Source organism: Haloactinospora alba, assembly GCF_006717075.1.
In the GTDB taxonomy this organism is placed as follows: domain Bacteria; phylum Actinomycetota; class Actinomycetes; order Streptosporangiales; family Streptosporangiaceae; genus Haloactinospora; species Haloactinospora alba.
The window spans coordinates 48,618-72,437 of sequence record NZ_VFQC01000002.1 but is presented as its reverse complement, the minus strand read 5'-3'; the positions used below and the strand labels follow the sequence as shown (position 1 = coordinate 72,437).

21 protein-coding genes and 1 tRNA gene are annotated in these 23,820 nt (G+C 70.4%); 12 read left to right on the top strand and 10 right to left on the bottom strand.

The window, feature by feature from the left end; all coding sequences use genetic code 11:
• The first annotated feature begins 1 nt into the window (after nt 1).
• Nucleotides 2–553, top strand: a complete 552-nt coding sequence (locus FHX37_RS17925) for an HD domain-containing protein (RefSeq protein ID WP_246062424.1) — start codon at nt 2–4, stop codon at nt 551–553.
• A 10-nt stretch (nt 554–563) separates the two neighbouring features.
• On the opposite strand, the gene FHX37_RS17920 is transcribed toward FHX37_RS17925, so the two are convergent.
• Complete coding sequence (locus tag FHX37_RS17920) at nt 564–1,040, bottom strand: NUDIX hydrolase (protein ID WP_141925395.1); 477 nt, start codon at nt 1,038–1,040, stop codon at nt 564–566.
• A gap of 9 nt (nt 1,041–1,049) precedes the next feature.
• Nucleotides 1,050–1,787 (bottom strand): DUF5919 domain-containing protein, encoded by a 738-nt coding sequence (locus tag FHX37_RS17915; protein WP_141925394.1) that lies wholly within the window; start codon nt 1,785–1,787, stop codon nt 1,050–1,052.
• Nucleotides 1,788–2,074: 287 nt separating this feature from the next.
• On the opposite strand from FHX37_RS17915, the gene FHX37_RS17910 reads away from it, so the two are divergent.
• The 6 genes from FHX37_RS17910 (at nt 2,075) to FHX37_RS17885 (ending at nt 7,462) form a co-directional block, all read left to right on the top strand.
• Nucleotides 2,075–2,494, top strand: coding sequence for a plasmid replication, integration and excision activator (locus FHX37_RS17910; protein WP_141924103.1), 420 nt, complete (start codon nt 2,075–2,077; stop codon nt 2,492–2,494).
• A 97-nt stretch (nt 2,495–2,591) separates the two neighbouring features.
• Complete coding sequence (locus tag FHX37_RS17905; RefSeq protein WP_141925393.1) at nt 2,592–2,876, top strand: hypothetical protein; 285 nt, start codon at nt 2,592–2,594, stop codon at nt 2,874–2,876.
• Nucleotides 2,876–4,315 carry an FtsK/SpoIIIE domain-containing protein gene (locus FHX37_RS17900; protein ID WP_141925392.1) on the top strand — a complete coding sequence of 480 codons (1,440 nt, stop codon included), beginning with the start codon at nt 2,876–2,878 and terminating at the stop codon, nt 4,313–4,315. Before FHX37_RS17905 ends, FHX37_RS17900 begins: the two co-directional genes overlap by 1 nt.
• A complete protein-coding gene (locus tag FHX37_RS17895) occupies nt 4,315–6,021 on the top strand; it encodes a replication initiator (RefSeq protein WP_141925391.1) in 1,707 nt (568 codons plus the stop codon). The genes FHX37_RS17900 and FHX37_RS17895 overlap by 1 nt, the downstream gene beginning before the upstream one ends.
• On the top strand, nt 6,018–6,212 hold the full coding sequence (locus FHX37_RS17890) for a helix-turn-helix domain-containing protein (protein WP_141925390.1): 195 nt from the start codon (nt 6,018–6,020) through the stop codon (nt 6,210–6,212). The genes FHX37_RS17895 and FHX37_RS17890 overlap by 4 nt, the downstream gene beginning before the upstream one ends.
• On the top strand, nt 6,212–7,462 hold the full coding sequence (locus FHX37_RS17885; RefSeq protein ID WP_141925389.1) for a tyrosine-type recombinase/integrase: 1,251 nt from the start codon (nt 6,212–6,214) through the stop codon (nt 7,460–7,462). The genes FHX37_RS17890 and FHX37_RS17885 overlap by 1 nt, the downstream gene beginning before the upstream one ends.
• A 119-nt stretch (nt 7,463–7,581) precedes the next feature.
• Here the strand turns inward: FHX37_RS17885 and FHX37_RS17880 are convergent.
• Nucleotides 7,582–7,654: transfer RNA gene (locus FHX37_RS17880), tRNA-Arg, on the bottom strand.
• Nucleotides 7,655–7,877: 223 nt separating this feature from the next.
• Nucleotides 7,878–9,344, bottom strand: coding sequence for an aminotransferase-like domain-containing protein (locus tag FHX37_RS17875; protein WP_141925388.1), 1,467 nt, complete (start codon nt 9,342–9,344; stop codon nt 7,878–7,880).
• 61 nt (nt 9,345–9,405) lie between these two features.
• On the opposite strand from FHX37_RS17875, the gene FHX37_RS17870 reads away from it, so the two are divergent.
• Together FHX37_RS17870 and FHX37_RS17865 are read left to right on the top strand one after the other, a co-directional pair.
• A complete protein-coding gene (locus tag FHX37_RS17870) occupies nt 9,406–10,611 on the top strand; it encodes a trans-sulfuration enzyme family protein (protein ID WP_141925387.1) in 1,206 nt (401 codons plus the stop codon).
• Nucleotides 10,612–10,828: 217 nt separating this feature from the next.
• Nucleotides 10,829–12,298 (top strand): NAD-dependent succinate-semialdehyde dehydrogenase, encoded by a 1,470-nt coding sequence (locus tag FHX37_RS17865; RefSeq protein ID WP_141925386.1) that lies wholly within the window; start codon nt 10,829–10,831, stop codon nt 12,296–12,298.
• Nucleotides 12,299–12,313: 15 nt separating this feature from the next.
• On the opposite strand, the gene FHX37_RS17860 is transcribed toward FHX37_RS17865, so the two are convergent.
• From FHX37_RS17860 to FHX37_RS17835, 6 genes are all read right to left on the bottom strand, one after another.
• On the bottom strand, nt 12,314–13,156 hold the full coding sequence (locus tag FHX37_RS17860) for an alpha/beta fold hydrolase (protein ID WP_141925385.1): 843 nt from the start codon (nt 13,154–13,156) through the stop codon (nt 12,314–12,316).
• Between the two features lie 90 nt (nt 13,157–13,246).
• Nucleotides 13,247–14,131: a GntR family transcriptional regulator gene (locus FHX37_RS17855; protein ID WP_141925384.1), complete on the bottom strand. Its 885-nt coding sequence runs from the start codon at nt 14,129–14,131 to the stop codon at nt 13,247–13,249.
• Between the two features lie 48 nt (nt 14,132–14,179).
• Nucleotides 14,180–15,205 (bottom strand): 4-hydroxythreonine-4-phosphate dehydrogenase PdxA, encoded by a 1,026-nt coding sequence (gene pdxA, locus FHX37_RS17850; RefSeq protein ID WP_141925383.1) that lies wholly within the window; start codon nt 15,203–15,205, stop codon nt 14,180–14,182.
• Nucleotides 15,202–16,392, bottom strand: a complete 1,191-nt coding sequence (locus FHX37_RS17845; protein WP_141925382.1) for a four-carbon acid sugar kinase family protein — start codon at nt 16,390–16,392, stop codon at nt 15,202–15,204. The genes pdxA and FHX37_RS17845 overlap by 4 nt, the downstream gene beginning before the upstream one ends.
• Nucleotides 16,389–17,387, bottom strand: coding sequence for a 2-keto-3-deoxygluconate permease (locus tag FHX37_RS17840; protein ID WP_141925381.1), 999 nt, complete (start codon nt 17,385–17,387; stop codon nt 16,389–16,391). Before FHX37_RS17840 ends, FHX37_RS17845 begins: the two co-directional genes overlap by 4 nt.
• A 231-nt stretch (nt 17,388–17,618) precedes the next feature.
• Nucleotides 17,619–19,316: a formate--tetrahydrofolate ligase gene (locus FHX37_RS17835; protein ID WP_141925380.1), complete on the bottom strand. Its 1,698-nt coding sequence runs from the start codon at nt 19,314–19,316 to the stop codon at nt 17,619–17,621.
• Nucleotides 19,317–19,758: 442 nt separating this feature from the next.
• Between FHX37_RS17835 and FHX37_RS17830 the strand changes: the two genes are divergently transcribed.
• From FHX37_RS17830 to FHX37_RS17820, 3 genes are all read left to right on the top strand, one after another.
• Nucleotides 19,759–20,766 carry a D-2-hydroxyacid dehydrogenase gene (locus tag FHX37_RS17830; protein WP_141925379.1) on the top strand — a complete coding sequence of 336 codons (1,008 nt, stop codon included), beginning with the start codon at nt 19,759–19,761 and terminating at the stop codon, nt 20,764–20,766.
• Nucleotides 20,767–20,860: 94 nt separating this feature from the next.
• Nucleotides 20,861–22,327 (top strand): amidase, encoded by a 1,467-nt coding sequence (locus tag FHX37_RS17825; RefSeq protein WP_246062423.1) that lies wholly within the window; start codon nt 20,861–20,863, stop codon nt 22,325–22,327.
• 227 nt (nt 22,328–22,554) lie between these two features.
• Complete coding sequence (locus tag FHX37_RS17820; protein ID WP_141925378.1) at nt 22,555–23,559, top strand: hypothetical protein; 1,005 nt, start codon at nt 22,555–22,557, stop codon at nt 23,557–23,559.
• Nucleotides 23,560–23,820 lie beyond the last annotated feature (261 nt).

Below are 23,820 nucleotides of genomic sequence, written 5' to 3'. Positions count from 1 at the left end.
TGTGGAACAGGTTCTATGGGCGCGTGAACTCGCACAACACCTCCTCGAAGAGCCATTGCCGCGCCGCTGGGCACATACGCAAGGCGTAGCCGAACAGGCGGAGTCGTTGGCCTGTGTCCTCGGGGCTGATGCTGACCTGGTGACGGCATCAGCCTGGCTCCACGACATTGGTTATGCCCCTGACTTGGCCGTCACCGGATTCCACCCGTTGGACGGTGCACGCTACCTGCGCGGGGGTGAACGCGCTGACGAACGTGTGTGCGCCCTGGTGGCCCATCACTCTGGCGCGCTGGTGGAGGCAGAGGAACGCGGCCTGCTCGACGAACTCACCAGTGAATTCGCGCTTCCCCGCCCTGACCTGTTGAAAGCGCTGACCTACTGCGACATGACAACCGGTCCGGACGGGAAGCATCTGCCGGTTGAACAGCGCCTCTCCGAGATCCTGGAGCGCTACGAGCCAGAGGATCTGGTCCACCGAGCCATCACACGGTCGAAACCGGATCTGCTCGGGGCGGTGCGCTCGGTGGAAACGCGTATAGCAACCGGGACGTGAACGGGCGTGCTCACCCGATGTAGGGGGTGGTGCGGTTCTCCACGAAGTGCTCGATACGCATTCGCATAGAGCGGTCCATGCTGTATTTCGTCAGCTCGGGTTTGGGGACCCAACGGACTTCCCGCGATTCGTCACTGGTGGACAGCTCTCCCGACACCGGTCGGGCGGTGAGAACCATGGAGAATTCCTGTCTGGCCTCCCCGTCGCTGGTGTACAGAATGATGTGTCGCGGGTCGCTGTAGATCCCGGAAACACCGGTGATTTCGCAGGTGATGCCGCTCTCTTCCCGTGTCTCCCGTACCGCTGCCTCGGGGACCGACTCGCCGAGATCGATCGCGCCTCCGGGAACAGCCCAATTCTCGTTGTCGGTACGCCGGATCAGAAGAACCTCGTCGCGGTCGTTGGCCACGATCACGTTCACGGACGGGACAAGGCTGTTGGCTGCGGGCGCCTGGGGGTCGTTGTAGTAGTCGATCCGCCTACCCATGTCTCTTCCTTAACGCAGCGGTTGTGCCTGGTTCCAGACACGTTCGAAACTTTCAAGGTAGGTGTTGACCATGCTTCCCCCCGAGATCTTGCGCAGGTGGAGTACCGGGGCGCTGGCAGCGGGGTTTCCGTAGACGTGGGTGTTCACGAGCATCTGTTCGTCAGCACGGTAAATCGAGTTGTACAGCACGGTGTCGTGCAACCGGAACTCGATTCCTTCCATGGCGCTGAGAGACTCGTACAACACGATCACGTTGCGGATCTTGGCCGCCATCGCGTCATCAATACCCTCATCCGCTCCCCGCTCGGCGACCGCGCTGCTGTCCGGGTTCCCCAAGAGGAAACGGATCCGTACACCTGACCGCGCCTTCTCGGCGAACAGCTCGCGCATGCTGCCGTCTTCAGCGAGGAAAAAGCCGCTGTAGACGAGAATGTTGATCTCGTGCTGGGCGGATTCGAACAGGCGCTTCCATGTGTCGCGGGGAACGGTCCACCGGTGGGGATGGACGGCCAGAATCTCACCTTCGGATGCCGCCGCGCTCTGCTCGCGGCTGAGGGCCTTGGGCCAGAGATACGTCTCGTCCATGGCGAGCCGGGCAGCGACAGCATAGCGATGCCGTCGGTACGGGGTGCGCTCAAGACTGATCCACCGCTCGACACTCTTCGTGTCCACGCCGACGTCTTCGGCGAGATCAGCGGGCGTCAGTCCGCGTTCAAGTAGCGCGGCGCGCAACCTCTCGTTTGGCATGTACCCCGTGTTCGCAGGACGTCCAAGGACGCGCTCACATTATCGAGACGTCCTAAACACGTCCAACCACGTAGTGATCTGGTCCCGGCCCTCTAATGGATGCTTCCTCGTAGTCCAGGAGAACAGTCGCTCTGAGTCCAGGGGCCGGTGATGCTTCCTTCCCGCCAGACAGTAGGAGCGGGAACACTGGCACAATGAATCGATACATGTTATACCTGTATCTGTTCTTGCGGTCGTTCGAAGCCCGCAAGGACCTATGGCGATAGAGACGAAGCGAGGAGTATCTGATGGCTATTCAGGGTGCGTTGCCGGTGGAGTTCGGAACGGTGTTCCCGCACGGGGCCTACGCCCTGGGGGTGGAAGCGATCACCGACTTTGAGACCAAGCGCCAACAGACCGACAAGACCTCGGGGCTGCCGCTGTGGGCGGTGGAGGTCATCGACGCCGACCCGGAAGCCCGGGGCAAGGCCAAAAGCGTGAAAGTCAAGGTCGCCGCTGAGGTGTGCCCGACCCTGCCGGACGAGGTTCCGGGGTTGCCGTTCCGCCCGGCCGAGTTCGAACAGATGTCGGTGATGCCCTATGTGGACGAGTCGGGCCGGCGCCCTCGGGTGGCCTACTCGCTGCGGGCACGCGGAGTGAAAGCCCCCAACGCCTCGGGGCGCAAGGCTGCCTCAGCCAACGCGGGCGCTGCCAAGGACGCCGCCTGAGAACACACGCGGGGCGGCCTGGTGCGCCAACACCAACGGCCGCCCCTACCTCTCCCCGTTGCACTGCTCATACATGTAGAAGAGGTGTCTCTAGCTTATGTCGAACTCTCAGGGTTCACACGCGCGTGAGATCTCGCGGTTCCTGGAGGAACTGCGATCGCGCTCCCAGCGTCCGGTCATGGCCCCACACCAGGACAACTCGGACCTGCTGGCCTGGAAGACCAACCTGTTGGAGCGCATCGCTGATGCCAGCGAGGACCCGCACACGCACGTGGTGGCGGCCTCGGCTCGGGCGGATCTGGCCGCCTACCGGGCGCGCAACGCGGCCCTACGGGCCGAGTACCAAGCCTCCCTGTTCGAGGTGCTGGGGGGTGACTCGTGATGCTGCGCGACCGCAGTGCCGGAAGTGCCCAAGTACAGCCCACCACCCCTCTTCCCGCGCACGGGGTGCGGTTCACGACCCCGGTGGTGGAAACGCCGGGCATCGTCATCGTGTCCCGGTGGGTCTATCGGCTCCTGCGCCTAGTGGTGCTCACCCCTGTCCGGTTTCCGGTCGCAGCGGCCGTGGCCGCGCTCGCCACAGCGATCGGCGTCCATCTCGGCTGGCTGGTCCTTTCTGGAACAGCCGTACTTACTGGCGTGGGATTAGGGGTGTGGTGGTGGTACTGGCCCGCCGCGTTCCACCGCCTGGTCGTGCTGCGCAGCCTGGCGTGCTGGCGCTGGCTGTGGGTGTACCGGCGTCACTGGCAACCCGTGCTCGTGGTGGCCGGACTGGCCGAGTCGTATCAGGAACGCCACTACCTGCCCCGCATCAAAACCGTGTCCTGCACCGCCTGGGCGGATCGGGTGCGCATCACCCTGGTACAGGGCACCACTCCCAGAGATCTCGAAGACCGGGTGACCGAGCTCGCCCACGGGTTCCAAGCGCCCTCGTGCCGGGTCTACACGCGCGGGCCGCGCGACGTGGTGTTGGAGTTTCCCCGCCGCGACCTGTTGGCCAACCCCCTGCCGGCACGCCCCGTCCCGGATCAGGTCGACATGGCCGCTCTCGAGGTGGGCCTGTGTGAAGACGGGACCCCGTGGGACCTGCGGCTGCACGGCACCCACGTACTCACGGTCGGAGTGACAGGTTCGGGCAAAGGCTCGGTGCTCTGGTCGGCCATCCGCGCCCTGCTGCCCGCCATTGGCGAGGGCACTGCCCAGGTGTGGGCGATCGATCCCAAACGCATGGAACTGTCCTACGGCCGGAGCCTGTTCGCCCGCTACGCCGACACCGCTGAGGCGGCCGTGGACGTGTTGGAGGCGGCCGTGTCCGAGATGCACGCCCGGGCGGATCGCTACGCCGGAATCCGGCGCACCCACACCCCCACAGTCGAGGACCCCTTCATCGTGATCATGGTCGATGAGGTCGCTTTCCTCACCGCCTACCACCCCGAGAAAGACATCCGCCGCCGGGCCGAGAACGCCATCGCCACCCTCACAAGCCAGGGGCGTGCGGTGGGAGTGTGCGTGCTGGCCGCACTCCAGGACCCGCGCAAAGAGGTCATGAACCTGCGCAACCTGTTTCCCGACAAGATCGCCCTACGGCTGGACGAAGCGTCTCAGGTTGACATGGTGCTCGGCGATGACGCCCGCGAACGCGGCGCCAACGCCCATCTCATCGACCCCGATGTTCCCGGGGTGGCGTTCGTCCGCCTGGAGGGCTCCCCGCTGCCGGTGCGCGTGCGGGCCGCCTTCGTCAGTGACGACGACATCACGGCCATGGCGAACGAGTACGGAACTCGTTCTCTGCAGCCGGTGGCGGATGTGGAGGTGGCCTGATGCCGACTCCGACCGGCAAAACCACACGGGCCGAGCGCCAAGCCCAACCCCTGGCCAAAGACGTCGCCGAACAGGTCGCCACCGACAACGGGGTGTGCATCCGTCCGGTCTCACTGCGGCGCACCAACCTGGACACCGGGGCCTCAGAGATCGTGGATGTGCCGTGCGGCTCCACGTTGGACAGCCAGTGCCCGGCCTGTGCGGCTCGTAAGCGTTCCCTGCGGCGCAGCCAGTGCGAAGAGGGCTGGCACCTGGACGAGGAACCCACACCCACTCCGGATGATCCCTCGCAGGTGCAACGCTGGTGGGTCGAACACCGCGCTCGGGCCACGGCTCGCCGTGACGATCTCGCCGCGTCCCAAGCGACCACCTCTGACGAGCTGGCCGAGCTGGACGAGGCCATGACCGCCATGGATGAGGAGATCACCGCCACCGGCCTGCGCGGGTCGGTCTCACGGGGTTCCTCCTCCTCGGGTGGTTCCTCCCCACGGCGTACACGCTCGACGAAACGCCGCAGCGACGTGCCCGACCTGCCCAAACGCCCCATGGCTCGCAGAACCGTGGGCCGTAGTTTCCAGGACAGCGCCACAGGCACGACGTTTCGCCCGTCCCTGTTCCTCACCCTGACCCTGGATTCCTACGGGCGGGTGCGCTCGGACGGCACCCCGGTGGATCCCGACACCTACGACTATCAACGCTGCGCGCGCGACACGCTTCACTTCTCCAAGCTCATCGACCGGTTCGTGCAGAACCTCCGTAGGGTGGCCGGGTTCGACGTGCAGTACTTCGCCACCGTGGAACCCCAGAAACGCCTCGCCCCGCACCTACACATGGCGATCCGGGGCACCCTGCCCCGGGCCGAACTGCGCCAGATCGCCGCGGCGACCTACCACCAAGTCTGGTGGCCCCACGCTGAACAGGTCGTCTACGACAACGATCACCTGCCCCTCTTCGACGAGGACACCGGAAACTATGTCGATCCGGATACCGGGGAGGTGCTGGCCACTTGGGAACAGGCCCTGGACGTGCTGGACACGGATCCGGAGGCCGAACCCATGCACGTGTGTCGGCTGGGTCCCCAAGTGGACGCCAAAGGCGTGGTGGCCGGCAGTGGTGATGCCAACCGGTGCGTGCGCTACCTGGCGAAATACCTGACCAAGGACATCGCCGAGTGCCACCCGGTGACCACCGCCGCCCAACAGCGCCACGTGGACCGCTTCATGGACGCCTTGCGGTTCGAACCCTGCTCACCTCGGTGTGCGAACTGGTTGCGCTACGGCATCCAACCCCAGAACCCCACAGCGGGCATGCGCCCCGGCTTCTGCCGGTCCAAAGCCCACAAACGCCAACACCTGGGCTATGCCGGACGTCGGGTGCTGGTCTCGCGCAAATGGTCGAACAAGACCCTGGCCGACCACAAAGCCGATCGGCTGACCTGGGTGCTGCAAACCCTCGGTGTGGATCCCGCCAACCCCGACCCCGACGACGGCACCGGCTCCGAGACGACCTCGCAGCCGGGTGCTCCGGTTCTCTCGGCAACCGCCACCAACGGGCGCTGTGTGTGGGAACTCGCCAAACCCACCGATCCGGACGTGGCCCCTCGCGAACACCGATTACTCCGGGCCGTGGGCGAGCGGCTCAACCGCCGCGCCCACCTGGACACCGTTCGGCAACACCACCATTCGGCAACGGAAAGAGCCGCATGACTACCTCACAACGACTTCTCACTGTTCCGGAAGCCGCTCGGGCTCTGGCGATTTCCCGTAGCAAGCTATATGAGCTGATCGCCGTTGGCTCCGTGCGCTCGTTGAAGATCGATGGTTGTCGCCGGGTTCCGGTGGAATCCCTGGATGACTACATCTCATCGCGGCTGGCTGCTGAGGGGGTTGCGGCCTGATGGCGAAGACAGCAGTGGGGATCCCGGACGAGCCGGAAGACAACGGCAACGATAGGAAACGGTCGAAGCTCCGCGATGGCGTGATGAAGCGGGGTAACACTTGGTCCTACGTCATCCGGGTCACTGATCCTGAAACCGGTGTGAGTAAGCCGAGGTGGGTTGGTGGGTTCCCTACGGAAGAGGACGCCAAAGCGGCACGCGATGAAGCTCGGGTCAAGGCCCGTCGGGGTGAGTACATTGACCGCAACCGTGTCACCGTGACCGAGTACCTTGAAGAGTGGATCGAGACGCACGGGGTCGAGATCAAGCCGAAAACGCTGCACATGTACCGGTTCCTCATAGAACGGTACGTAATTCCGCGTCTCGGTGATCAGCGGATCCAAGCGCTTCGTCCCGCTACTATCACGAAGTTCTACCGCGAGCTTTCGGCAACCGGTGGGCGCAACGGTAGGGGGCTGTCGCCGCGTACGGTCGAATACGTGCACGCGGTGTTGCGTCGGGCGTTCCGGGACGCCGTGGAAGTGGAACAGCTGATCGCCTCCAACCCGGTTGAACGGGCGAAGCGTCCGCGCAAGGAACGCAACGAACCGGGATCGGTGTGGACACCGGCGCAACTTCGGCAGTTCCTTACTGAGGTAGCGAGCCGCCATCGGCTGTACGCGTTTTTCCACCTGGCCGCGTATACCGGTGCCCGCCGTGGCGAACTACTCAACTTGCGCTGGTCGGATGTGGATATGGAATCGGAAGAGGTCCGCATTACCGGAACAGCGGCCTTCATCGATGGTCAGCGGGTGGAGGGATCGACGAAGAGCGGTCGTTCTCGTGTGGTGAGTATCGATCCTGAGACGGTGGCCGTGCTGAGAACGCACCGGCAACAGCAACTCCAGGACCGGCTAGCGGTCGGGGAGCAGTGGTGCGGAGCAGAGGACTACGTGTTCACCACCGGATGGGGCGCTCCGGTGCATCCGGATACAGTCTCATCGCTGATGTCGTCTCTGATCCGCCGGTACAACAAGCCAGGGGAGGGGAGACCGGCACCGGAGGAACCGCTTCCGTCCGCTCGATTGCATGATCTCCGGCATATTCATGCGACCACGTTGCTTCTCTCCGGTGTCCCGGTGCATGTGGTGGCCGCCCGGCTCGGACACGGTGATCCCTCGATTACCTTGCGGGTCTATGCCCACGTGATCGACGAACAGGGGGCTTCGGTGGCCGATACCTTCGCCCGCGTCCTGCGGAACGCCGGCTAGCGCGTGTTAGCAAACCTGTTAGCACACAGGTTGGTTCCACACCCGAACTCCGACCGCACAAGTTAAGGCCCCGGCCTGCTTTCGCAGGTCGGGGCCTTAACTCCGCTGTCTCAAGGCGGTGCGCTCGGGAGGACTCGAACCCCCAACCTTCTGATCCGTAGTCAGATGCTCTATCCATTGAGCTACGAGCGCGTGTCAGCGAGCTTTCCCGCGGATTCCGGGGGTTCGCCCTGAAGACGTCTTCTACTGTAACACGGGTATGGCGGGGTCAGCGCACACGCGGCGAGGAGCAGCCCGCACGCGGCGCCCCGGGGACGCGTGCGGTAACCGGGCGCGGGGCGGGAACGCGTTCGAGGAACCGGCGCGCACCGCGCCGCGGGGCTTTTCGCCGGTGGGCGCCCCGCTGTGCGTACGCTCACACCACCATCGCGTTCAGAGTCGCTGTCCTGCCGGTCGCGCTGGTGTGCTCCTCCCAGGCGCGGCTGAGCCGGTGTACCGCGGTGTCCAGCGTCTCCTCATCCGGGAGGAAGGGGAGACGTAGGTGGTCGGCACCCTCCGCGCCGGGTGCCAGAACGTCACCGGAGAGCAGGGCGACGCCGTGGCGCAGTGCTACCTGGGCGAAGGACGCACCGGTGGTTCCCGGCAGCCGGACCCACAGGGTCTGACCGCCCGAGGCCCGCCCGTACTCCCAGTCCGGCAGCCACCGGTCCAGCAGAGCGCACAGGTGGTCGTGCCGCCGCGCGAGCTCCTCCCGCCGCCGCTGGGCCAGACCGTCCAGTGTCCCCAGCAGGTGGCACGCGGCCACCTGGCCGACGACGTTCGTCCCCAGGTCGGTGATGGCTTTCAACCGCGCGAGTCTGGTGACCGTGGCGGCGTCCGAGCGGATCCACCCCACACGCAACCCGCCCCAGGCCACCTTGCTCAGCGAGCCGACGGTCACGACCCGTTCCCCTCCCGGGTACGCGGCCAGCGGGGGAGGCGGCGGACCGTCGAAACCGAGTTCGCACACGGTCTCGTCCTCGACCAGGGGCACCTCGTGCTCCGCCGTGATCCGGACCAGACGCCGCCGCTGCAGCGGCGGCATGAGCGCCCCTGTGGGGTTGTGGAACGAGGGGACCACGTAGGTGAGGGCGGGACGCGACCGCCCCATGCCGTGCGCGTACGTGTCGACGTCCCTGCCCTGGGCGGTCACCGGAACCGTGCGGGTGTCGGCCGCGGCGTCGGCGAGGAGGGGAAGGATCCCCGGGTAGGTGGGCCGTTCCGTGAGCACCGTGTCGCCGGGGGAGACGTAGTGGCGCACGAGGAGCGCGAGTGCCTGCTGCGCCCCGGTCGTCACCAGGACCTGTTCCGGGGCGGTGGCCAGCCCGCGGGCGGTGAACCTGTCCGCGACCGCCCTCCGCAGCTCAGGGTGACCCGTCGGGTGGTACCCGATGTCGTTGGTCAGCTCTCCCAGGCCGTCGGCCGCGCGGTGGAACGCCGGTCGAAGCTCCGGAGGCGGGGTGTCCGGGGCCGCGCACGTCAGCACGAGCGAGCCCGGAACGTCGTCGAGCATGCTGAGGAAGTACGCGCCGCCGGTGTGCTGGGTGGGGTCCGAGGGCGCCACCGGCAGCCCCCGGGAGGCGACGCGGGTTCCGCTTCCCCGGTGCCGGACCACAACCCCCTCGTCGCGCAACAGGTCGTAGGCGGCGACCACGGTCCCCCGGCCGACCGCGAGGTGGCCGGCCAGCGTGCGGTCGGGGGGAAGAGTACTGTCCGGCGCGATGGCGCCCTCGTCGACGAGGGCGCGCAGCCGTGCGGCGAGCAGCCGGTACAGCGCACCCCGGCCCGCCGCCCAGCGTCCGAGCAGCGTCACGATCTCCGCCGCGGGAATTGGCTTCGACATCGGACCAATCGTGCCGGATTGGCTCTGTCGTGTCGTCGCCGGGGGACGCACCGTTGCGGGTATGACAACGACATCCGCGAACCCCGCTCCCCAACCCGAGTCGCGCACGGTCCACACCCCGGCGTCCGAGGTGCACGGCAGCCGCCCGGTGGGCGTGCCGATCCACCAGAACCACACGTTCACCTTCGACTCCGCGGAGGACATGGCGGCGGCCTTCACCGGGCCGGACGGTGCCTACCTCTACGCCCGGTTCGGCAACCCCACCACCAGCGCGCTGGAGACGGCCGTCGCCGACCTCGAGGGCGGTGCGGCCGCGCTCGCCTCGGCCTCCGGCATGGGAGCGATCACCTCGACCGTGGGGGCGCTGGTGGGAACCGGCGACCACGTCGTGGCCCAGAACTGCCTCTACGGCGGCACGCTCGCCTTCCTCGCCGACCTGGAACGGCGGTGGGGTGTGGAGGTCACCCGCGTCTCCGGTGAGGACCCGGACGAGGTCCGCGCCGCGCTGCGTCCCAACACCCGCGTGATGGTCCTGGAGACCATCACCAACCCCACGGTCCGGGTCGTGGACCTGTCAGCCCTGCTGGGCATCGCGCGCGAGGCCGGCGTCACCAGCGTCGTCGACAACACCTTCGCCACCCCGATGCTGTGCCGCCCGCTGGAGCACGGCGCGGATGTCGTGATCCACTCGGCCACCAAGTACCTGGGCGGCCACTCCGACGCGATGGGCGGGGTGGCCGTGTTCGCCGACTCCCGGACGCACGGGGCGGTGCGCGAGCACAGCGTCGAGTCCGGCGCCACCCTCGACCCGTTCGCCGCGTGGCTGACCATCCGGGGGATGCAGACGCTGGCGTTGCGGGTGCGCGCGCAGTGCGCCAACGCCCAGGCTCTGGCGGAACGGCTGTCGGCCCGTCCGGAGGTGGCCGCCGTGCACTACCCGGGGCTGGACACCCACCCCAGCCGGGAGACCGCGCGGCGGGTGCTGCCCGGAGGGTGCGGGGGTGTGCTCGCTTTCGAGCTGGCTGGCGGGAAGGTGGCGGGGGAGGCGTTCGCCGGTGCGCTGCGGTTGTGCGTTCTCGCTCCGTCGCTGGGCGACGTGAAGACCCTGGTAATGCACCCCGCCAGCACGTCGCACCGCCAGCTCGGAAGCGAGGAGCTCGCCGAGGCGGGGATCACGCCGGGACTCATCCGGATCAGCGTCGGTATCGAGCAGCTCGACGACCTCTGGGGCGACATCGAGCGGGCCCTGGAGGCGGCGGCCGGATGACCGGTGGCAACCGGTGAGTGCCGGGCGGGGCGGTGGTGCGCGCGGCCGTCCCGCCCGGCCGCCGGGAACCGGGCCGCGTGGTCCGCTGGTGTGCCGCGGAAACCGTCCGGGAACGTGTCCGCTGGGAGTGGCCGCGGGAGTACCGGGCCCGAAACCGGGCAGTGGCCACCGTGGAACGGGCACAGCACGCGACGCTGCGGAAGGAACGTGAGGCCCCATGATCACGGCTGGTGACGAGACGCGGGTTGTCGAGCGGGTCGCCAAACAACTGTTCGTCGGTGGGCAGTGGCGCGACGCCGCCTCCCGGGCGACGTTCGCCGTGGAGGACCCCTCCACCACGGAGACGCTGTGCGAGATCGCCGACGCCGCCACCGGGGACGCGTTCGCCGCGTTGGACGTAGCGGCGCGGACCCAGGGGGAGTGGGCGTCCACGGCGCCGCGCGAGCGCGCCGAGATCCTGCGGCGCGCCTACGAGCTGCTCATGGAGCGCCGGGACGACCTCGCGCTTTTGATGACCCTGGAGATGGGCAAACCGGTGCCGGACGCGAAGGGGGAGGTCGCCTACGCGGCGGATTTCCTGCGCTGGTTCTCCGAGGAGGCGGTGCGGATCGAGGGCGGGTTCTCCCTCGCCCCCTCGGGCCAGGCGCGGTTTCTGATCATGCGCCAACCGGTGGGCCCGGCCATGCTCATCACCCCGTGGAACTTCCCGATGGCGATGGGCACGCGCAAGATCGGCCCCGCGATCGCGGCGGGCTGCACGATGGTCCTGAAACCGGCCCAGCAGACGCCGCTGTCGGCACTCGCGCTGGCCGGGATCCTGCGCGAGGCCGGGCTGCCGGACGGGGTGCTGAGCGTGCTGCCGACCTCGGACGCGGGCGGGGTGACCGAACCATTGTTGCGGGACGGGCGTATCCGCAAGGTGTCGTTCACCGGCTCGACCGGTGTGGGCCGCGCACTGCTGGAGCAGAGCGCCCCGCAGGTGCTGCGGACCTCGATGGAGCTGGGCGGCAACGCCCCCTTCCTGGTGTTCGACGACGCGGACCTGGACGCGGCGGTCGAGGGCGCGGTGCAGGCCAAGATGCGCAACATCGGGGAGGCGTGCACGGCGGCCAACCGGTTCTACGTGCAGTCGGGCGTCGCCGCGGAGTTCGCCCGCCGGCTGGGCGAGCGCATGGGGGAGATGGTCGTGGCGCGCGGCACGGAGGAAGCCTCCCAGGTGGGGCCGCTGATCGACGCCGACGCGCGCCGGAAGGTCCAGCACCTGGTGGACGACGCGGTGCAGCGGGGAGCCCGGGTGCTGGTCGGCGGCAACCCCAGCGGGGGGCCGGGATACTTCTACCAGCCGACGGTGCTCACCGACGTCCCCCAGGAGAGCGAGCTGTCCAGCACGGAGATCTTCGGGCCGGTGGCGCCGATCATCCCGTTCGGCGCGGAGAGCGAGGCGCTGGCCGCCTCCAACGACACCGAGTACGGGCTGGTGAGCTACGTGTACACCACCGACCTCAGCCGCGCGTTCCGGGTGTGCGAGGCGTTGGAGACCGGCATGGTCGGGTTGAACCAGGGGGTGGTGTCCAACCCGGCGGCCCCCTTCGGCGGGGTGAAGCACTCCGGGATCGGCCGCGAGGGCGGCCGGGTCGGTATCGACGAGTACCTCGAGACGAAATACGTGGGAATCGGCGGGGTGTGACCGGACCGGCCGGGGTCACACCCCGCTGCCGTGCGCCAGCGCGGCCACCCGGGCGGGGTACTCCTCGCCCGCCAGGTGGCCGGCTTCCGGCAGGATCTCCAGGTGCGTGCCCAGCCTCCGCCGGACCGCCGGAGCGAGGCGGTGCGGCGGGAGGAACGTGTCATGCTCCCCCGCGGCCACGGCGGTGGGCACGCGGCTCGTCGTCGGCGGTGCCAACCCCGGGTCCGCGGTGGTGTGGACGTGCCGCCCCGCGAGGGTCATCCACTGGGCCAACTCGGTGCGGGGCGGGCCGCTGGCCGGTGCCAGCATGGTCCGCAGCAGTCGGGTGCTGCTGGCGTCGCCCGGCGCCAGGAACCACGCTGCCGACGCCGCCAGCACGCGTGGGGTGGTCCGCAGCCGCGTCACCCCGGCCGGGGCGAGGAGGACGCGCCGGCCGATGCGCGGGGAGCCGCTCGACAGGGCGACGGCGGCGCCCAGCGAGTGCCCCAGGACGACGGCCGAGCGGATGTCGAGCGCTTCCAGCGCATCGGTGAGCCACGTCCCGTACCAGGCCAGCCTCGCCGGGGATGGCGGGCGTTCGCTACTGCTCAGCCCGGGCTGGCCGGGGAGGTCGAGGGCGACGGTCCGGCCGCGGTGGGCGAGCGCGGTCAGCAGGGGAAGCGAGGCGGCGGCGTTCATGTTCGTCCCGGGGAGGAACACCACGGTCGGGGAGCCCGACCCGGCTGTGACGGCGTGGGTACCGGTGCCGCCGGCGGACACCGTCGTCCGGGTGTGCGGGGTGGTCCAGGCGGCGAGCCGGTTGGTGCACCAGTACCGGATGACCGACCGGCCGGTGCGGCTGCGGTAGAGCTGCGTCATGCCGCAAGTGTCGCGCCTGACCGTGCCGCCCGTACAGGCCGCACCGGTGTTGGCGGCCACCCGCGTCACCGGCCTCACGAGGCGGAACACCTACCGTGGGGGTTCCTCCCCCCGGTGGGTGAGCCGGTCCAGTTCGTCGCGCAGCTGTTCGGCCAGCTCGCGGGCGTGCCGGAGCTCGTCGGCGGGGGCGCCGCTGCCGTCCCGGGGCTCGCCGAGGACGCTCTGGTCCGGTTGGAGCCGGAGTTGTTCGGTGGCCTCGTCGGCCTCCACGTCGAAGGTGACCCGGTCCGAACGGTGCCAGCTCTCGAACCACTCCACCGGAGTGCCGTGCGCGTCGAGGCTGCTGCCCTCGAGCAGGAGCAGCGGCGCTGAGGGCGCGGTGTCCAGCTCGCGCGCGATAGCGGTGTCGGCGGGTACGGCGCGGATCTGGCGCCGGCCGCTGACGAGCCGGATGCCGAACCGCGACACCAGCACCTGGTGCAGGGAGGCGTCGGTGAGTTCGCCGGTGGTCAGGCCGGCTGTCCGGTCGGCGGGCAGCCAGGTGCGTACGTAGGACAGCGGCTCGTTCTCCACGGAGCGGACGCGTTCCAGCCGGAGTACCTCGCGGGTGCCGAGCTGGTGGGCCACCCGTGCGGGCGCGCTCGTGTCCTCGAGGCGCACCACACGGGTGGACAGTCTGAGGCCGCTGCGGGAGAACTGGTCGAACAGGCCGGTGACCCGCTGCACGAGCCGCCGGTGCTCGACGCTGGCGGCCGCGACCGGTGCCCTGCCGGGGACGCGCTGGACGGTGCCTTCCTGGTCCAGGGTCGCCAGCGCCTGGCGGACGACGCTGCGGGAGATGCCGAAGCGTTCCCGCAGCGCCTGCTCACTGGGCAGGGTGTCGCCTGGCGCTATGACGTGGTCGCGGATCTCCGCGCGCAGGGTGTCGGCGATCTGGGCGTGCAGCGGGCGGGAGGCGGACCGGTCGATGGACATGGCGCGAGTCTAGGACGGTGCGGCCGTTTCCGGCGCGGTGTTCGGGGTTCACGCGGCCCGGGTGGCCTCCCACACGTGGTGCCACCCGGGTGCCAGCTCGGCCGCTCTCCGCATGGCCAGTACCAGGCTGGACTCGCGGGCGACGCCCTTACCGGCGATGTCGAAGGCGGTGCCGTGGTCGACGGAGACCCGTACGACGGGCAGGCCCACCGTGATGTTCACCCCGTCGTCGCCGTAGACGGCCTTGAACGGGGCGTGGCCCTGGTCATGGTAGCACAGGGTGATGAGTTTCCAGTCGCCGCGGACGGCGGCCGGAACCAGGGCGTCGGCGGGCAGCGGCCCCTGGGCGTTGATGCCGGCGGCGCGGGCGCGTTGGACGGCGGGTTCCAGCACGTCGGCGTCCTCGTCGCCGAAGAGCCGGTTCTCCCCGGCGTGCGGGTTGAGCCCGGCCACACCGACCGCTTCCCCGGGGGTGCCCAGCGCGGTGGCGACGGCGCCCGCCAGGCGCAGTACGGCGTCGGTGCGGTGCGGGGTGACGAGCTGGATCGCCTCGGAGAGCGAGACGTGCGTGGTGAGGTGGAAGAAGTAGAGGTCCCCGGCGGAGAGGACGAGGCTGAAGTCCTCCACCCCGAACTCGTGGGCGAGCAGTTCGGTGTGGCCGGGCCACATGTGGCCGCCCTGGTGCATGGCGGCCTTGTTCAGCGGTGGTGTGACGATGCCGTCCACGCTGCCGTTCCGGGCGAGTTCGCAGGCGGCCTTGACGAACCGGGCTGCGCCGTCGCCCGCCTCGGGGCTGAGCTCGCCGGGCGGGATGTGGCCGAGGGAGGGGCCGGTTTGGACGATGTCGACGGTCGCGGGGTCGTTGCTCGCCTCGTCGGGGGAGCTGACAGTGCGGACCCGCGCGGGGTCGCCGCCGCTGGCGCTCAGGCCGGCGCGTAGCGCGTCGGCGTCGCCGACGACGACGGGGCGGCAGACGTCGCGCAGCTCGGGGTGTTGCGTCAGGGCTCTCGCGGTGATCTCCGGGCCGATTCCGGCGACGTCGCCGAGGGTGACGGCAAGGGTGGGAAGGCTCATGTGTGTTTCCTCCTGTGTCGGACCGCGGAGGCGGCCGTGCGTAGGGCGGCGGGGTCCCCGAACCCGCCGGCTTTGGTGACGATGGGGTGGCCGGCCAGCGGGCCGCCGGACAGGGTGCCGATCGGGATGCCCGCCGCGACCTCGGAGTTCAGCTCGATCCCGGTGGCGCCGAGTTCGTCGATGAGGGTGCGGGCCCCGTCCCCGCCGGTGGCGACGAACCCCGCCAGGTGGTGGCGCTGGGCCAGGTGGGCGGCGAGCGCGCCGAACCGTCGGGCGAGGGTGTCCGGGTCGAGACCGCGGGCGCGGTCATCGGGAGCCAGGAGCACCAGCACGTCGCTGGTGCGGGCGAGCCGGGCGTCGACCTCGGCGCTCCACGCCCGCCAGGCGGTGTCGTCGGTGAGGGTTCCGGCCGTGGGGGCGGCGACGGCCTCCGGGCTCTCTCGCGCGATGTGTTCCACCTGGGCGCGGGTGGTGGCGTGCAGCGAGGTCACCACGACGAGCGCCGGCGCGCAGGTCCCGCTGTCGGCCCAGGCGCCGGCCATGGCGCCGGCCAGTCCCGCCGAGCCGACGGGGATGGCGTCCGGTCCCAGGCGGGCGACGGCCGCGGCCAGCCGGTCCAGATCCTCGGTGCTGGCGGCGTCGACCACGACGGTGGGGCCGGCCGCGGCCAGGGCGCGGGCGTTGGCGGCGGGGGCGGCACTCTCCAGTCGTACGTGCGGGGCGCCGAGCAGGGTGGGGATGTGGCTCTCCCGCACGGGAGTGACCGGGTCCGAGGCCAGGGCGGTCTCGTGCGCGGGTCGGCCGTCGACGAGGAGCGTCCCGCCCTCCACCGTGCGTCCCGCCGCGGGGAAGGCGGGACAGACGACGGCGGTGGCGGTGGGAGCCCAGGCGGCCCGGGCCGCCTCGGTCTCGGCGGCGAGGGGTCCGCGTAGCGTCGAGTCGATCTTCTTGTACAGGTGGCGGGCGCCGTTGTCGCGGGCGTGCCGGACGTGCCGGGCCACGGTCCGGCCGGCGTCGGCGGGGCTGAGGGAGCGGGAGTCGGTGCTGACGGCGACGACCTCGGCGCCGGTGGCGTCGGCGGTGGTGTCCAGCTGGAGCCGGGTGGGCCAGCCGGAGCGCAGGAACCGGACGGCGGCGTCGTTGGCACCGGTGAGGTCGTCGGCGATGAGGGAGACGGTGGGTGTCATGCGGGCGCCTCGCTCGTGTCCTGGCGTGGGGTGAGGGCTCCGCCGCGTTTCAGCGCCCAGGAGGCCAGCGTGGGGGCGAGGACCGCGGTCACCAGGACGCAGGCGGCGGCCTGGGAGGTGGCCGCGCCGACGTAGGGGCCGAAGGCGGGGTCGGCGGAGGCGACGATGGCGGGTGTGGCGATCGAGTTCCCGGAGGTGGTGCCGGCCGCGAATCCGAGGCCGCTCTCCGCGCCGCGCCGCAGCAGCAGCCGGTAGCCGAGGTAGACCAGGCCGCCGGTGACGGGGGTGATGAGCACTCCCAGGACGATGCCGGTCAGTCCGCCGGAGGCGACGTCGCCGAGGTCGATGCCGGTGCCGAGGGCGAACGCGAAGAAGGGGATGACGATGTCGGGCACGGGGCGCAGGGTGGCGCGCCACTGCCCGTCGAGGTTGCCGACGAGGACTCCGAGGAGGAACGGGACGATCGCGGCCAGCAGTGCCAGCAGCGGGATCTCGCCCAGGCCGGAGGCGCCCAGGAACAGCAGCGCGAAGAAGGGGCCGTCGTTGACGGCTCCGGCGATGTAGGCGCCCCGGTCGCGTTCGTCCCCGTACTGGCCGGTGACGGCCAGCCACAACCCGCCGTTGGCGTTGGTGGCGGCGGTGAGCAGGGCCAGTATGGACACGCCCAGGATTCCGTCGGGTCCGACGACGGCGCCGAGAGCCACGATCGCGGCGCCGGGGACGATGCTTTTGCACAGCAGGACGACGCCGGTGGTGGCGAGCACCGGACCGCCGGTGCGCAGTGTCACCTGGGTTCCGGTGGCGAAGATGAGCAGCGCGATGAGGGGGAGCGCGCTGTCCTTGAACAGGGCGGTGGTGAAGCTGCCGATGTCGAGGGCGCCGGGCGCGAGGGTGCCGATGAGGGATCCCAGCACGAGCGGGATCAGCATGAGTCCTCCGGGGAGGCGCTTCATCGTCCGGAACAGCGGCACGACGGCGGTATCGCCGTTGGGCATGGTCGCTCCTTCCGTGCGGGGCGCTCGTTCTGTGGCAGCTCACCCGCGAGCGGAATCTTGTACGTACTGATGGTACGTACAATATGCGTTCGGGAAAGATGTGTCACATCCCGTCCCGAAACCCCCTGCGCGCCGGGCCTGGGGAAAGGCGAACAGGGGCGGTGACACGCGTGGGGGCTGTGACCCGGCGCCAGCCGGTTCACAGCCCCCACGTAGCGGTCGGGACCAGGGTCAGGAAAGACCGGTGATCTCGCCGTTCTCGTCCATGTCGATCACCGCCGCGGCGGGGTTGCGGCTCAGACCGGGCATGGTCTGGATCGGGCCGCAGAGCAGGTAGACGAAGCCCGCTCCGGCGGAGGCCCGGACCTCCCGTACCGGCAGGCGCCACCCGGTGGGCGCACCGAGCAGGGACGCGTCGGCGGAGATCGACCGGTGGGTCTTGGCGATGCACACGGGCAGGTTGCCCAGCCCGTTGCGTTCGCACGAGTCCAACTGCCGCTCCGCCTGCTGGCTGTAGTCCACACCGCTCGCCCCGTAGACCTTGCCGGCGATGGTCTCCACCTTCTCGCGCAGCGGCGCTGCGTCCGGGTACAGCGGGGCGTAGTTCGTGGACTCGGCCGACGCCTCGTCCACCGCCCGGGCCAGTTCGGCGGCTCCCTGACCCCCGTCGACGACGTTGGTGCACACCGCGCTGCGCACCCCCGCCTCGTCGGCGACCTGGCGGATCGCCTCCAGCTCGGACGCGTGGTCGGTGGGGAACGCGTTGATCGCCACCACCGGCGTGACCCCGTGCAGCCGGCAGTTCTCGATCTGCTTGCGCAGGTTCGCCGCGCCGGCGTGGACGTCCTCGGGGCTCTCGGCGAGCATCTCGTCCGGCAAGGGTTTGCCCGCCGTGACCGTGTACTTGCCCGAGTGCGTCTTCAGCGCCCGCACGGTCGCCACCACCACGGCCGCGTCCGGGGACTCCCCCGAGGTGCGGCACTTGATGTTGAAGAACCGTTCCGCTCCCATGTCGGCGCCGAACCCGGCCTCGGTGACGAGGAAGTCCCCGGTGCGCAGGCCGATCTGGTCGGCGACGATGGAGGAGTTGCCGGTGGCGATGTTGCCGAACGGGCCGGCGTGGACGAGGACGGGGGTGTGCTCCAGCGTCTGCAGCAGGTTGGGTTTGATCGCGTCCCGCAGCAGTACGGACATCGAGCCGGCGGCGTCGAGCTGTTCGGCGGTCACCGGCTTGCCGGAACGGTCGGAGCCGACGATGATCCGCCCCAGCCGTTCGCGCATGTCCCGCGTGCCGGTGGTGAGCGCCAGCAGCGCCATCACCTCGGAGGCGGCGGTGATGTCGAAGCCGGTCTGGCGCGGGACACCGTCGGTGCGCGAGCCGAGACCGACGATGATGTTGCGTAGCGCGCGGTCGTTGACGTCCATGGTCCGGCGCCAGGAGATGGCGTGCTGGTCCACGTCCAGGGCGTTGCCCTGGTACAGGTGGTTGTCCAGCATCGCCGACAGCAGGTTGTGCGCCGAGGTCACGGCGTGGAGATCGCCGGTGAGGTGCAGGTTGAGGGTCTCCATCGGCACCACCTGGCTGTACCCCCCGCCGGAGGCTCCGCCCTTGATGCCGAACACCGGCCCCATCGAGGGTTCACGCACCGAGATGGTGGCCCGTTTGCCGATGTGGTTGAGAGCGTCGCCGAGGCCGACCGTGACGGTGGTCTTCCCCTCACCGAGCGGGGTGGGTGTTACCGCTGTCACGACGACGTAGCGCGCTCGGGGGCGTTCGGCGAGTTCGTCCCGGGCGCTGAGCCGGACCTTGAGCACGCTTTCGCCGTATGGTTCGAGTAGGTCGGAGCGGATTCCCATCCGTTCCGCGATGCGGGTGAGCGGTTCGAGTTCCGCTGCCCGTGCGATATCCAGATCGCTGAGTGCCCCCATGGCCTCTCCTGTTTCCGCGACACTGCACAGTGTAAAGATCCCAGGTGAACGCGGTGTTTTGACCCCGTAATCGGATTCTCCGCAGTCGCGTGGGTCCGGCGCAAGGGCCACGCCGAAATGAGTGGGCCAGTGTGGCGGGGGAAGGAAACGCGTGTGGCGCCCGGGTCAGGCGGGTGTGTCCTCCGGGGGACTCGGGGGTGGGGACCCGCGAGTCCCGGTTCCGCGCGCAAGGCCCGGTCGGCGCCGTCCGCGGCGCCGCGGACGGGCGGTGCTGCCGCCCTCCACGTGTGGGGTTGGGGACTGTTGACAACCGTGTGGGATGTCCCTAGCGTTTGGCCACGTTTCGTGACACCCGGGCGGGTCAGCGCAACCGAGGCCGGGTAGGGGAGGTGCCGGACGGCCAGAACCGGCCGGCGAGGCCGCGATCCGGGGAGCAGCGCACGTGTCCGACCAGTCCCGCAGCCCCGTCCACCTGACCGTCCTGCACGGCGGTGACCTGCCTCCCGGTCGGGAGGAGATCGACAACGACCCCCGGCTCGCCTCTGTCACCTACGCCACCGCCGACCAGCTGCCCGCCGCCCTCCCGGGGACGCACGCCCTGCTCGTCTGGGACCTGTTCTCCGGCGCCCTCGCCGACGCCTGGCCCAAGGCCGACTCACTACGCTGGGTGCACGCCGCCACGGCCGGGGTGGACACGCTCGTGTTCGGTGACCTCGCCGACAGCGACGTCACCGTCACCAACTCCCGGGGAGTGTTCGACCAGCCGATAGCCGAGTACGTCCTCGGACTCGTGCTGGCCTTCGCCAAGGACATCCCCGCCACCCTCGCGTCGCAGCGCGAGCGGACCTGGCGGCACCGCGAGACCGAACGCGCCGGCGGGAAGCACGCTCTCGTCGTCGGAACCGGCCCGATCGGCCGGGCGACCGCCCGCCAGCTCGCGGCCGTCGGTATGACGGTGGAGGGCGCGGGACGCACCCCCCGCAGCTCCGACCCCGACTTCACCACCGTGGCCGCCGCCTCCCTCGACGCCCCCGAGCCCAGCCTCGCCCCGGCGCTGGAGCGCGCCGACTACGTCGTCGTCGCGGCTCCCCTCACCCCGGCCACCCGCGGTCTGGTCGACGCCAGGGCGCTGGAGCGGATGAAACCCACCGCCCGGCTGATCAACGTCGCCCGCGGGCCGCTCGTCGTCGAGGACGACCTGGCCCGGGCCCTCGCCGCGGGGGAGATCGCCGGAGCCGCGCTGGACGTCACCGAGACCGAACCCCTGCCGGACTCCTCCCCGCTGTGGGACACACCCGGCGTGATCGTCTCCCCGCACATGTCCGGGGACGTCACCGGGTGGCGCACGGAGCTCACCACCCTGTTCCGCGACAACCTCGACCGGTTCCTGAGCGGGGCGGAGCTGCGCAACGTCGTCGACAAGCGGCGCGGCTACGTCCCCGGCACCTAGACGTTGCCGGGAGTTCCAGCGAACCCCCGGCAACGAGGCTCACCCGGTCCGCGCTCCGCCGTCCCGTCCGCCACCGGAAGAGAGGCCCGCCACCGTGAGCACCGAACCCCAGCAGACGAACCGGACCGCCGCCGGGGCGAGCACCTTCCCGGGAGCCCCGGACGGCGACACGGCGACCTCCCCGGCGGACATGACCGCGACCCGGCTCGTGGCGGGCTTCTCCCGCGGGGAGCTCTCCCCGCGGGAGGCCACCGAGGCCGTGCTCGAGCGGATCGCGCGGCGCGACACCGAGCTGAACGCCTACTGCCTCGTCGACGCGGACCGTGCCCGTGACGCCGCCCGCGCCTCCGAGGAGCGCTGGCACCGCGGCGAACCGTGCGGCCGCCTCGACGGCGTCCCCACCTCGGTCAAGGACGTCATGCTCACCCGCGGCTGGCCCACCCTGCGCGGTTCGCGCACGACCAGCCGGGACCAGGACTGGCGGGAGGACTCCCCGGCCGTCGCCCGCCTGCGCGAGCACGGCGCCGTCCTCGTCGGCAAGACCACCACCCCCGAGCTGGCCTGGAAGGGGGTTACCGACAGCCCGCTCACCGGGGTCACCCGCAACCCCTGGGACGCGTCCGTGACACCGGGCGGGTCCAGCGGCGGCGCGGCGGCCGCTGTGGCCGCCGGTATGGCGCCGCTGGCCACCGGCACCGACGGGGGAGGGTCGGTGCGTATCCCGGCCAGCTTCACCGGGACGGCCACCATCAAACCCACCCGGGGGCTGGTGCCGCACTATCCCGCGAGTCCCTTCGGGAGCCTCGCCCACACCGGCCCGATCACCCGCACCGTCGCCGACACCGCGCTGATACTCACGGTGCTCGCCGGGCCCGACGACCGTGACTGGTCCGCCCTGGCGCCTCCGGGGGTCGACTACACGACCGTGCTGGACCGGTCGCTGGACGGGGTGCGCATCGCCTACAGCGCCACCCTCGGCGGGGTGGAGGTCGATCCCGAGGTGTCCGGCGCCGTCGCCGCGGCCGTCGCCCTGTTCGAGCGGCTGGGGGCGCGGGTGGAGGAGGTCGACCCGCCGGTCGGCGACTGCCGGGAGGCGTTCCAGACCCTGTGGTACAGCGGGGCCGCCAAGGCCACCCAGCACCTCACCGGTGAGCAGCGCGAGCTGTTGGATCCCGGGTTGCGCGCCGTCGCCGACGAGGGCCGCGGACACTCCGCGCAGGACTACCTCGCCGCCGTCGCCGTCCGGGCCGCCCTCGGCGAACGGATGGGGCGTTTCCACCGCGCCCACGACCTCCTCGTCACCCCCACCACCCCTGTTCCCGCGTTCACCGCCGGGCGGGAGACTCCTCCCGGCCGCACCGAGCGGCGGTGGACCGGGTGGGCCGGGTTCAGCTACCCCTTCAACATGACCCAGCAACCGGCCGCCAGCATCCCCTGCGGCCTCACCAGCGGCGGACTCCCCGTCGGTCTGCAGATCGTCGGGCCCCGTCACGCGGATCCGCTCGTGCTGGCGGCAAGCCAGCGGGCCGAGGATCTCCTGGCCCGCCGCGATCCGCTGTGAGGCAGGCGGTCCGGGCCGCTCACCACCGGCCGCACCCCGGGCCGGTCGGGTACGGGCGCGGGGAAGATTCCGCCGTTCCCGGTTGCGCTGAGAAGCGATCGTGCTACGGTCCCACCCAGACGGGAACCGCACATCAGCGGCCTTCTCTCCGCGTGTTCGCCCCTGCGGCGGGTGTGACGGTCCTGTCGGTTCGATTTCTCGTGTCAGCGGTCCAGGGAGGTAGTTCCGTGCTGCGTACCGGCGAAGCGGGGCGTGTGCGCCACGCCGTCGCCGCCGCGCGCCTGCACGGACGGAACCTGCTGGGCCGGGTGGCCGTCGTCGCCGGAATCCTCGTCGCCGGCTGGCTTCTCGGTACCGCAGCGGCCAGCGCCGACACGGTCGGTACGGCCAACGAGACCGCTGACGAGGCCGCCCACGCGGCACCGGCCTCAGCTGAGCAGTCCCCCGGCGAACTGTCGGAGGACGCGGGCGAGCCGGTGGAGGATCCCGCCTCCGCCAGCGCGGAGGCCGACAGGGCAGCCGAGGAGGCGACCTCCGACAGCGCTGCCCGGCAGAACGCCGCCCAGGAGACGGGAACGGATCAGCAAGCGTCCGAGGCGGCCGAGCGGTCCGCCGAGGCTCAGCAGCACACGCAGCGGTCCCTGCCCGCCTCCTCGCCGGAGGCCGCACCCGTTTCCGCGGCCCTGGGCACCGACGTTCCCGATGCCCGGGACGCGCTGGAGCACGCCGACCGCGCGGTCAGCGACCTTCCCGGAACTGTGGACGAGGTGGTCTCTGCGGAGCCTCCCGCGTCCACGGAGCCCGGTGGTGGGACCGGCACCGGGGACGACTCCGAGAGCCGCGACGACACTGGCGCTGAGGACGACGCCAGCGGGAAGGGCGAGGACTCCGCACGGACTCCCGCCCCCGACACCAGCGGCGAGCGGGACGACAGTGTCCGCTTCGCGGTGGACACGCCCCGCGAGCCCGCCCAGGCGGACAGCGAGGAAGTTCCCACGGCCGAGCCGGCGCCCGCCGACACCCCGGTGGAGCACGGCAGCAGTGACCGGAGCGGAACCTCCGCCGTGCTGAACTCGGCGTCCTCCGGTTCCTCCCCGGCCGCGGGCGCTGCCGGCTACCTCGGCGACGTTGTCACCGTGTCGCCCGGTGTCGGCAGTGTGCAGCAGGCCCGCAACGCACTCGACACTCTCCCGAACGGTCCGGCCGACGAGCCGACCGTCTCTCCGGACTAGCGTCCGCCACCACCGGGAACCGTGCCGCAGCGCTCAGTGACGCTCCCGTACGGGCCGGTTCCCCTCTGGCGTTGACGCCCCTTCCCAGCCGCCACCCGAATTCTGGGGGCTGACGTGAGCCCCGTGCCGCCCAGCGTCACGCGGTTCACGTCAGCCGGCGGGGTCCGCCAGACCCGCTCCGACTGACCGGCACTCGCTGGCCGCGCTCACCAAGCGTGGCGGTGGAACGCCGGAGGAACCCTTCCATAACCACCACGACCG

Coding starts and splice junctions, on each gene's coding strand:
- FHX37_RS17920 (WP_141925395.1), bottom strand. CDS start 1,040: ATGGGTAGGCGGATCGACTACTACAACGACCCCCAGGCGCCCGCAGCC.
- FHX37_RS17915 (WP_141925394.1), bottom strand. CDS start 1,787: ATGCCAAACGAGAGGTTGCGCGCCGCGCTACTTGAACGCGGACTGACG.
- FHX37_RS17910 (WP_141924103.1), top strand. CDS start 2,075: ATGGCTATTCAGGGTGCGTTGCCGGTGGAGTTCGGAACGGTGTTCCCG.
- FHX37_RS17905 (WP_141925393.1), top strand. CDS start 2,592: ATGTCGAACTCTCAGGGTTCACACGCGCGTGAGATCTCGCGGTTCCTG.
- FHX37_RS17900 (WP_141925392.1), top strand. CDS start 2,876: ATGCTGCGCGACCGCAGTGCCGGAAGTGCCCAAGTACAGCCCACCACC.
- FHX37_RS17895 (WP_141925391.1), top strand. CDS start 4,315: ATGCCGACTCCGACCGGCAAAACCACACGGGCCGAGCGCCAAGCCCAA.
- FHX37_RS17890 (WP_141925390.1), top strand. CDS start 6,018: ATGACTACCTCACAACGACTTCTCACTGTTCCGGAAGCCGCTCGGGCT.
- FHX37_RS17885 (WP_141925389.1), top strand. CDS start 6,212: ATGGCGAAGACAGCAGTGGGGATCCCGGACGAGCCGGAAGACAACGGC.
- FHX37_RS17875 (WP_141925388.1), bottom strand. CDS start 9,344: ATGTCGAAGCCAATTCCCGCGGCGGAGATCGTGACGCTGCTCGGACGC.
- FHX37_RS17870 (WP_141925387.1), top strand. CDS start 9,406: ATGACAACGACATCCGCGAACCCCGCTCCCCAACCCGAGTCGCGCACG.
- FHX37_RS17865 (WP_141925386.1), top strand. CDS start 10,829: ATGATCACGGCTGGTGACGAGACGCGGGTTGTCGAGCGGGTCGCCAAA.
- FHX37_RS17860 (WP_141925385.1), bottom strand. CDS start 13,156: ATGACGCAGCTCTACCGCAGCCGCACCGGCCGGTCGGTCATCCGGTAC.
- FHX37_RS17855 (WP_141925384.1), bottom strand. CDS start 14,131: ATGTCCATCGACCGGTCCGCCTCCCGCCCGCTGCACGCCCAGATCGCC.
- pdxA (WP_141925383.1), bottom strand. CDS start 15,205: ATGAGCCTTCCCACCCTTGCCGTCACCCTCGGCGACGTCGCCGGAATC.
- FHX37_RS17845 (WP_141925382.1), bottom strand. CDS start 16,392: ATGACACCCACCGTCTCCCTCATCGCCGACGACCTCACCGGTGCCAAC.
- FHX37_RS17840 (WP_141925381.1), bottom strand. CDS start 17,387: ATGCCCAACGGCGATACCGCCGTCGTGCCGCTGTTCCGGACGATGAAG.
- FHX37_RS17835 (WP_141925380.1), bottom strand. CDS start 19,316: ATGGGGGCACTCAGCGATCTGGATATCGCACGGGCAGCGGAACTCGAA.